The sequence below is a fragment of the Gilliamella sp. wkB108 genome (assembly GCF_001690195.1).
Lineage (GTDB): Bacteria > Pseudomonadota > Gammaproteobacteria > Enterobacterales > Orbaceae > Gilliamella > Gilliamella apicola_L.
This window is the reverse complement of the sequence record NZ_LZGM01000127.1, coordinates 1-2,575: the sequence shown is the minus strand read 5'-3', so window position 1 is coordinate 2,575 and position 2,575 is coordinate 1. Positions and strand designations below refer to the sequence as shown.

Below are 2,575 nucleotides of genomic sequence, written 5' to 3'. Positions count from 1 at the left end.
CGCTCCACCTACTACTCCTGAGTGACCTTGTAGCTCCGCTACCACCGCTCCTAGTATTGTATGTGCCACTAATCTCGCTGTCTCATTATCACCTGCTTGTTTTTTTATCTCTGTTGCTATCCATGGCGCGCTTGCTCCTGCTAATCCGCCGGTTATATCGCCTGTGATAATTCCGGTCACTATCGCTACCGCTGAATCTACTCCTTTACTAAAGTCATTACCCATCTTGCCTTTAGTTGAGTCCTTACCCGCATCCTTGTTAAGGTCTTTCTCCAGTTGTTTTACTTGTGCTGCTAAATCTTTCAGCCCCGTTACGATATCTTGTTTTCGTTGCTCTTTCTCTTTGTCAAAAATTGGCTTGAGTTTTTGATGTGCATTATCGGTATCATGACTTAGTTCATTGATATCTTGTTTTTGCCCCTCTTTATCACGAACGATTAATTCGCCTTCCGATATCGCTGAATGGGTGATTTGTGTGCATTAATGATGTAAAAATAATTCAGGAGTCTATACCGTTTAATCTTATCAAAACGATTAAAATAAAATTTGAAAACCGGGAATTTTTAAAGTTATTTCAGGATATTAAGACGTTACCGGAAGAAGAAAAACCATGATTAAGATATTTTTGGATGCCTTTTTAAGGCAAGAAGCAGATTAAACTGCTAGCTAAAACTCATTCTACGCTAAAATCAACCACAGACAAAGCACCGGCACCACAACCCACTGAGCGATTTTATACCGTCGGTTACATGCCACAAGGTAAAAAACCCAACCCCAGACCACAACTGACCATTAAAGGCAAGTGGCTGGAGCAATTCGGCTTTTATGTAGGCTGCCCTGTTATCATTAAGATTGAACAGGGCAAGTTGATTGTGGAACTTGATTTGCAAGTTTAAAAATAAATGGTTGATTTTCCCTACTACTATGTGGCGATTTATCTCTTATTTTGAATAACGTTCTCTTAATTTATTCATATAAAATTCTATTGAATCTTTTTCATTAGGATGTGCTTCTATATAACTATTAGATATTATCTGCATAAGCTCAACAAATTTTTGAGGAGATATTGTAGAGCTTTCATAATCTCCAACCAAAAAAGATACCTCATCAAATTCTTTTGAATCATCTAGATCCTGATCTAAAACATACTCTAATCCTTCATGAACAATACAACCAACTCCTCGTGATGCATCATAAATAAATTGTAGAAAATTCATTTTATGTTCTTTATACATTGTTTCGATCAAGTAAAATAAATCATCACCACTTTGTTCTTCTATTTCTTTTTCTATTTTATTTAACCATTTTAAATTATGATTCATTTTATGTTCCTATTAGGAATAGTTATAAATGCATTACTTATTTTACCTGTATTTCGATCTTTTGTAACCGTGAACCAATATCCATCAACTTTTATAGAATATTCTCTTTCCTTTGGATTATTTCTAAAATAATTTTCCGCTTGTTTTGCAGCTCTATTTGACATATCCGCAACTTTAGTATCAGATAAAATACTAGGGTCATAAGTCGTTTTCTTTTCAACTTTTTTAAATCCATCAAATGCACCTGCATTTGGTCCATTGACAACTTTCTTTGGAAGTTGATATTCATATTCAATTAAACCAGGAAAACGAGCATCTGTATATTTAGGACCAACAATTTGAGCGCCTGTCATTTCAATTGATTCTAAAAATGCATCTTGATTATGTGCGCCTGAAATACCTGTTCTACTTGCATTTAATTGTCCAATTTGTTTATTGTGTGAGGTCACATCTGAAACAAAATTATCAGATACTAATTGTTGTCCCGTCCCCTTTCCGGCATTAGAATCATTACCATAACTTATTTCCTTTGGTGCTTCAACATTAATCGTATCAGTAGGTTTTTGATTATACTCTCCTTCTTCATATTTCCAATTTGATCCTGGTTTAGTTTTACCTGCATCCTGACCTTTTGCTATTGTAACTACCTTAGTTCCCTTTCCGGCAAGAAGTAGCTGCTAAACTGGGATTACAGCTTTCACAGTACAACAAGTATGAGTCAGGTATGCATATTCCCCCTGCGGATAAACTGATATTGCTTGCTGAACTCTTTACTACATCCATTGATTATTTATTAATAGGAACGTATGACGAACATTCAACAATGAGTAATACGCGGTTATTTGAAAGATTTAAGGCATTAACCAACTGTCCTCAAGAAGAGCAAGAGACTGTCATTAAATTAATTGATGCGGTTATTGTTAAAAATCGAGTTGAATCGGCATTGCTGCCTGTTGATAAATAGCGATTAATTGTTTAAACGCAGACTGGCTGTGTGCGACCACAACCAATCTGCTAATCACAACAACTAGCAACTAAGGAGTAGTTATCATGACTAACGTCCATTCTACGGCAAAAACAGCCAAAACCAAAACCACCAGTAAAACCCTGCGAGAGACGTCGAAACGTCATTACACTGTTGGTTACATCAGCGTCCGCCACGAACCTAAAACTACACAGGCTTGCACTCATTACAGCAAACACCCTGCACTGCATCTTAAAGGCAACTGGTTAGAAGCGGTAGGATTTACCAC

The 2,575-nt window shown here is 36.5% G+C and carries 5 protein-coding genes and 1 pseudogene; 3 read left to right on the top strand and 3 right to left on the bottom strand.

The window, feature by feature from the left end:
• Positions 1 to 225 (bottom strand): hypothetical protein (locus A9G11_RS13855; protein WP_141674437.1); only part of this gene is annotated, 225 nt, incomplete at its 3' end.
• A 428-nt stretch (positions 226 to 653) separates the two neighbouring features.
• On the opposite strand from A9G11_RS13855, the gene A9G11_RS14715 reads away from it, so the two are divergent.
• The gene (locus A9G11_RS14715) at positions 654 to 896 is read left to right on the top strand and encodes a SymE family type I addiction module toxin (protein ID WP_335340031.1); all 243 of its coding nucleotides are present in this window, start codon (positions 654 to 656) and stop codon (positions 894 to 896) included.
• 45 nt (positions 897 to 941) lie between these two features.
• On the opposite strand, the gene A9G11_RS13845 is transcribed toward A9G11_RS14715, so the two are convergent.
• Entirely contained in the window at positions 942 to 1,322 is a 381-nt protein-coding gene (locus A9G11_RS13845) for a hypothetical protein (protein ID WP_065620161.1), read from the bottom strand.
• Entirely contained in the window at positions 1,319 to 1,771 is a 453-nt protein-coding gene (locus tag A9G11_RS13840; RefSeq protein ID WP_065620160.1) for a CdiA family toxin C-terminal domain-containing protein, read from the bottom strand. The genes A9G11_RS13845 and A9G11_RS13840 overlap by 4 nt, the downstream gene beginning before the upstream one ends.
• Before the next feature lie 212 nt (positions 1,772 to 1,983).
• Here A9G11_RS13840 and A9G11_RS13835 point away from each other — a divergent pair.
• Positions 1,984 to 2,286, top strand: a pseudogene (locus A9G11_RS13835) (helix-turn-helix domain-containing protein); the annotation flags it as partial.
• A gap of 86 nt (positions 2,287 to 2,372) precedes the next feature.
• On the top strand, positions 2,373 to 2,575 hold a 203-nt coding region (locus tag A9G11_RS13830), incomplete at its 3' end, for a SymE family type I addiction module toxin (RefSeq protein WP_141674435.1).